Raw genomic sequence first — 5,933 nt, forward strand, 5'->3', positions numbered from 1 at the left:
ACACTCGACTAGTCGTCGGCAGCGTCAGATGTGTATAAGAGACAGGGGCGGCGGGCTCGACGGGGACGGGGGACGTCGGCTCGGGCATGGCCGCGGGCATCTCCCCCCCCCTCCGGGACGTCGGGGATGAGAGCGCCGGAACGGCAGGGCGTTCGGGCTCCGCCTCGGGGGCCGCCGCCCGGGCCGCCTCCAGCATCAGAAGCCCGATCAGGACGTCGGAACGCAGTCCCATCCGCGACTGACCGATCAGGCTCACGAGCCGGGACATCAGGCCCCTCAGGACGGCCTCCGGCCAGTGGGGGGACTCCGACTCCAGGTAACCCCGTTCTTGCTCGGAGACGTCCAGGCTGTCGAGGACGTCCGGCCAGCGCACGACGAGCCAGAGGTTCCGCACCAGGGAGAAGAGCTCCTCCAGTATCCGCTCGGGCGAGGCTCCCTCCGACATCATCCGCTGCATGTCCGAAAAGGAGGCGCTTCCCTGAGCGCGCAGCGCCGAAAACCATCGCTCCAGGGCCGGCCGGCTTCCCCCGCCCAGGGTCGCCTCGACGTCCTCCAGGCGGACGTGCCCATCGCCCCTGTTGACGACCTGCTCCAGCATGGAGAGCGCATCGCGGAGGGCTCCATCCGCCTGGCGCGCCACCTCCCACAGGGCCTCGGGCTGGGCGTCCGCCCCCTCCCATTCGACGATCTGACGGAGGCGGTCGAAGATCCGGCGCGTGCCGATGCTGTGGAACGGGATGTGCTGGCACCGCGAACGGATCGTCACCGGGACCTTGTGGGGCTCCGTGGTGGCCAGGACGAACACCACGTAGGAAGGCGGCTCCTCCAGCGTCTTGAGAAGGGCGTTGAAGGCCGCCATGGACAGCATGTGCACCTCGTCGATGATGTAGACCTTGTATTTCGAGGAGAACGGGGCCAGGGCCACGTGGGTCTTGAGCTCCCGGATCTCGTCGACGCTGTTGTTGGAGGCGCCGTCGATCTCGACCACGTCCAAGCTCTCCCCCCCCGCAATGGCCTGGCAGCTGCGGCAGCCGCAGCACGGCTCCCCGGACTCCGGCGAAAGGCAGTTCAGCGCCTTGGCCAGAATACGGGCCACGGTGGTCTTGCCGCAGCCCCGCGGTCCCGAGAACAGGTAGGCGTGCCCCACCCTCGATCCCGCCAGGGATCGGGTCAGGATTTCGATTGCCGCCGTCTGGCCGGCTACCTCCGAAAACCTCTGAGGACGATATCGACGATATAACGAAACGCCCAAAACCAAGCCTCCCTATAAGCAGGCGACCGCCCACCGCGGGACGTCAAGCCCCATGAGGCGTGTCGATCGCCCCCGGCGCAGGCGTGCGGCCGCACAGCGAGGTCAGGACACGGCGCATCCCCTGCCGGTAAGGCGACCGGCAAGTTCACTCCGTTCGCCGTCCGCTCACGGCTCCTTGCCTGCCGCAGCAATGTTGCGGCGCAATATCCCGGAAAAGTGGCACATCCTGCGATGCCGGGGCAACGCGACCTGCAGAGCTTTTCAATTTTACCATCAACCCCCTTTTTGCCATCCCCCCTCGCTGCGTGGTTCCTCCCCGACTCGCCGCAGGGGGCGATGCCGCGGCATGCGATATTGCGATATAATGGGCGCGAGGGGGAGATACGTTTCTCTCACCGTAAATGACGAGGGAAGGGGAGAGCTCGTGGTGAAGAAATACGTCTGCACCGTCTGCGGATATGTCTACGATCCGGAAGTCGGGGATCCGGATTCGGGCATCGCATCGGGGACCGCGTTCGAGGACATTCCGGACAGCTGGGTATGCCCGCTTTGCGCCGTAACCAAGGACATGTTCGAACCGGAGTGAAATCACCGCTCCGAACGACCGCAAAAAACGATTGGCCGTCGGCCAATCGTTTTTCCTTTCGGTGAGCGGCCCCGTCGCGCCCTCCGCGAAGATCGGGTGCGGGCGTACAGCCGTTCTCCCTCGTGACCAACCACTTTTCACTGGAGTGATTTCGGAATGCAAGCCATCCTGATCGTTCTCCCCATCTTTCTGCTCATCGCCTTCGGCTGGCTGCTGCGGCAGAAGGGCTTCTTCACCCCTCAGACCATGAAGGAAAACAACTCCCTGCTCTACTGCTTCGCGATGCCCGCCCTGCTGTTCCGGGGCATCCTGGGGGCCGAGAGCCGGATTCCGAACGCGGGGCTTTTTACCCTGGCGGTCTGCAGCCCCTACCTCATCACCGTCCTCCTCGTCTGGCTTCTGGCCCGCAGGGGCGAACCCGTCCGGCGGTTCGCGACGCTCTCCCTGGCGGCGACGCGGGGCAACCACTTCTTTGCGGGGCTGCCGATCCTGGGGCTTGCCCTGGGGGAGGCCGGCATCGCGGCGGGGACGCTGCTCCTGGCTTTCTCCCTGGCCTTCATGCAGTTCTTGTCCATAGGAAGCGGGCAGCTCGCCCTCTTCGGTTCGATCTCCGTCGAAAGCCTCAAGAGGACGGGGCTCCGGCTGCTCAGGAACCCCCTCTTTCTCGCCTGCCTTCTGGCGGTGTTTCTCATCTTCGCGAAGCTGGACCGGCTGCCCCCATGGCTGGACATGACGCTCAAGATGCTCGCCGACATCGGCACGGGGCTGGCCCTGCTCATGCTCGGGGCCAGGATCGAGCTGCAGGAGGCGGGCCGCGCCTTTCTCACGACGTGGAAGCTCCAACTGGTCAAACTGATCGTCCACCCCGCCGTGACCTGCGCGGTCCTGTCCCTCTTCGGGCTCTCCCCCATCCTCGTCCAGGCCGGGACGCTCCTCGCCGCCATGCCGGAGGCCGTGAACACGACCATCATCGCACAGGAGATGGGCATGGACGGAGACTACTGCGCCCTGGGAACGACGGCCTCGGTCCTTCTCTCCATGCTCACGCTCCCCCTGTGGCTCCACCTCCTGGGCGCCATCCGATAGACAAGCCCGCGAGCGCCGAACACGGGGGGCGCTCCGGATCACCCCAAGCCGAAGAGGGGTAGGTTGCCGGTTGACGCTCCGCGGTAAAACGGCATATCATTAGCCCCGCTGCGGACTGCGCGGCCAAACGGAAACCTGGAGGCCTGTTTTCGATGTGGTGGAGCACGCGTCTTTTTCTGATCAACATCATCCCATCTCTCTACTTTCGTCTCATTCTGGTCCAGGCACGGCACGGAGGCCCCTGGAGCTTTATCCTGGGCGGAGGCTCCGACATCATTCTCACAGCCGTCTGCGTCCTGATCGCCGCCTCCGTCCAGGCACGGACCCGCACCCGGGTCCCCAGTATCGTGCCCACACTCCTGTGGTGGCTCTACAACGCCCTCACGGCCGCCTACTTCTCGGCCATGCACGTCCTGCCCTCTCCGGAACAGGCGCGGTATCTCCTGGATCCCCATTTCCTCCTGGCATCCCTGAACGCCTCGGCGATCCTGGCGATGGTCTTCCTGCTCGCCCTCTGCCTGCTGCTCGCGCGCATGAACCTCAAACTTGTCCCGGTACGCCCGTACGTTTTCGTACTGCTTCTTCTGCCCTTCGCCGGCCAGCTCCTCTGGTTCGGGGGCGGGGAGCTCGGCAATCCCCTGGTCCAGCAAATCGCCGCCTTCTATTCGAGGGATAAGGAGCTTTCCGACATCGTCCCACGGCTGACGCACGACCTGTCCGGCGTCCCGATGACGGCCGGGCCCGCCGAAAGGCCCAACGTCCTCCTCGTCGTCCTGGAGGGCATACCCGGCGGTTACCTGCCTCAGAACGTGGAGTTCGTCAACGGGTCCGCGGATTTCGCCATGACGAAGATGAGCCGCTGGGCCGAGCGGGGACTCCGGGTCCCCAACTTTCTGGCGCATCGGAATCAGACCATCAACGGACTTTATTCGATGCTCTGCGCCGATTACCCGCGATTGACCGACGGAACGCTGATCACCCAGGAACTGCTCTCGGACCCCTCGGCCGCGTCCCGGGACACCCTGCCGAACATCCTGGCCCGGAACGGCTACAGCACGACCTACCTTCAGGCCGCAGGACTGCGTTTCATGGATAAGGACCGTTTCATGAAACTGATCGGCTTCGAGGAGATCGAGGGCGAGGAATGGTTCGACCACACTCCGCCCACCTTCTTTACCTATTGGGGCATCAATGATCGGGATTTCTTCCTACAAAGCCTGAAAAAGATCGAGGCGCTGAACGAAAAACGCAGGGAGCGCGGTGCCCAAGGTGAGGCATCCCCCTGGTTTTTGACCCTCCTCACCGTGGGGACGCACCATCCCTACACCCTGCCCGACGATTACGCCGGGGGCGAGGGGCTTCATCCAAAGCTGCGGAGCTCCGCATTTCTCGACGACGCCCTCGACCTCTTTCTGTCCAGGCTGAAGGAGAAGAGGGTGCTCGAGAACACCTTGGTCATCGTCACCGCGGACGAATCTCACGGGATGGATGCCAACATCCTGCTGGCGGGCAACTGGGGGCTCTGCTTCGCCCTGATGCCGGAGGCGGGGGGAAAGGACGAAAAGACGCAGGACCCCAAAATCAATCCCGGGCTGTTCGGGCTCGCAGACCTGCCGCTGTCGATCCTCGACTACGTCGGGCTCGCGGCCTCGTCCGACGCCATAGCGGGCCGCAGCATCTTCCGGGACTATGGGAACTCCATCAAACGCCCCCTCCCCGGCTCTTGGGGCGACCGCTTCTTCGTCATATCCTCGGACGCCGTTTTTCTCAAGGACTTCGGCCCCGGCGGTTTTGTGAAGCTCCCCTATTCCGGGTCCCCTTTTTCCCTCACCAACGATGCGAAGCGAGAACCTCTGGGGCAGGGATCGGCCCTGCTCTCGTGGGCGGCCCGCACCGTTTCCGAGGGACCGGGCCGTCAGGCATCCAGGAGCTGGCGGTTCCTCTCCGACAGCTCCTCCTTCGAAGCCGCGGAGTACGTCCCCTCCGAGGAAGTACTGGCAGTGGACTCTAAGATATGGCTCTCCGGCGGACAGTACATTCAGTTCCATAAGGGAGAGAACTACACGCTGGAGCTTCGCGTCTCCGCACCGGAGACGAACGCGCGCGGCATGGTGCTCGACTGGCAGGTCTACAAGCTGAACGGAGCCGCCCCCATGATCTCCGAGAAAAATTTCCCGCTGCCCCAGCTCGCCCCCGGAGAGCGGCTGGCCCTGACCTGCTCCGTCGAGGTCCTGGAGGATTTCATGCTCGACTCCGCACGGCTGGCCGCCCGTGCGGTGGGAGCGGGCAGCCCCGGGGACACGGCCGTCGTTGTCGACGCCTTCGCACTGCTTCCGGCCTCTGCGGGCTCCGACCTTCCCGATGGAAAGAAAACGCTTTACAAGGGCTCGGACGCACAAATCGTTCTGACACACTACGAGGGGCCGGAACAAAAAGAGCGCCGAGGAGGGGGAGAATAGGGCATGGAGATCAGAAGGATGACGATAGGCGATTACGAGGAGCTGTACGCTTTGTGGATGTCCTGTACGGGGATGGGCTTGAACGATCTGGATGACTCAAAAGAGGGCATCGCCGGATTTTTGAACAGGAACCCGGACACCTGCTTCATAGCTGCCGATAAGGACAGAATTATAGGGGCGATAATGTCCGGGAACGACGGGCGCAGGGGGTATATTTACCATACATCCGTTCATCCGGATCACAGGAAACGGGGCGTCGCAAGGCGATTGGTGGAGAAAGCGATGGAAGCTCTGGATGGCTTGGGCATCAATAAAGTTGCGTTGGTCGTATTCGAGAGGAACCGCGAGGGCAATGCGTTTTGGGAGAGGACAGGCTTTTCGGCCAGGGAAGACCTGGTCTATAGAGATAAGGCCATCAGAGTGATGCATCGGGTGGACACCTAGACGATAACTGTCGGCAGAGCCCCGGAGGGTGGATAAAGATAGATAAATAACGAGCGAGGAGCCCCGGTTTATCACCGGGGCTCCTCGTTCGTCTTTCAACTGTTTT

General features: G+C 63.3%; 5 protein-coding genes. 4 read left to right on the forward strand and 1 reads right to left on the reverse strand.

Annotation, left to right across the window (positions count from 1 at the left end):
* Window positions 1-1,252: DNA polymerase III subunit gamma/tau (gene dnaX, locus ABLA28_RS10080; RefSeq protein ID WP_347713552.1), on the reverse strand; the 1,252-nt coding region annotated here is incomplete at its 3' end.
* Window positions 1,253-1,679: 427 nt separating this feature from the next.
* Here dnaX and rd point away from each other — a divergent pair.
* The 4 genes from rd to ABLA28_RS10100 all read left to right on the forward strand — a co-directional run bounded on the left by rd (window position 1,680) and on the right by ABLA28_RS10100 (window position 5,827).
* Complete coding sequence (rd, locus tag ABLA28_RS10085; RefSeq protein ID WP_347713556.1) at window positions 1,680-1,838, forward strand: rubredoxin; 159 nt, start codon at window positions 1,680-1,682, stop codon at window positions 1,836-1,838.
* 156 nt (window positions 1,839-1,994) lie between these two features.
* On the forward strand, window positions 1,995-2,924 hold the full coding sequence (locus ABLA28_RS10090; protein ID WP_347713553.1) for an AEC family transporter: 930 nt from the start codon (window positions 1,995-1,997) through the stop codon (window positions 2,922-2,924).
* 152 nt (window positions 2,925-3,076) lie between these two features.
* The gene (locus ABLA28_RS10095) at window positions 3,077-5,383 is read left to right on the forward strand and encodes a sulfatase-like hydrolase/transferase (RefSeq protein ID WP_347713554.1); all 2,307 of its coding nucleotides are present in this window, start codon (window positions 3,077-3,079) and stop codon (window positions 5,381-5,383) included.
* A 3-nt stretch (window positions 5,384-5,386) separates the two neighbouring features.
* Entirely contained in the window at window positions 5,387-5,827 is a 441-nt protein-coding gene (locus ABLA28_RS10100; RefSeq protein ID WP_347713555.1) for a GNAT family N-acetyltransferase, read from the forward strand.
* The last annotated feature ends 106 nt before the right edge of the window (window positions 5,828-5,933 follow it).

Origin of the sequence: uncultured Fretibacterium sp. (assembly GCF_963544685.1) — a bacterium.
In the GTDB taxonomy this organism is placed as follows: domain Bacteria; phylum Synergistota; class Synergistia; order Synergistales; family Aminobacteriaceae; genus CAJPSE01.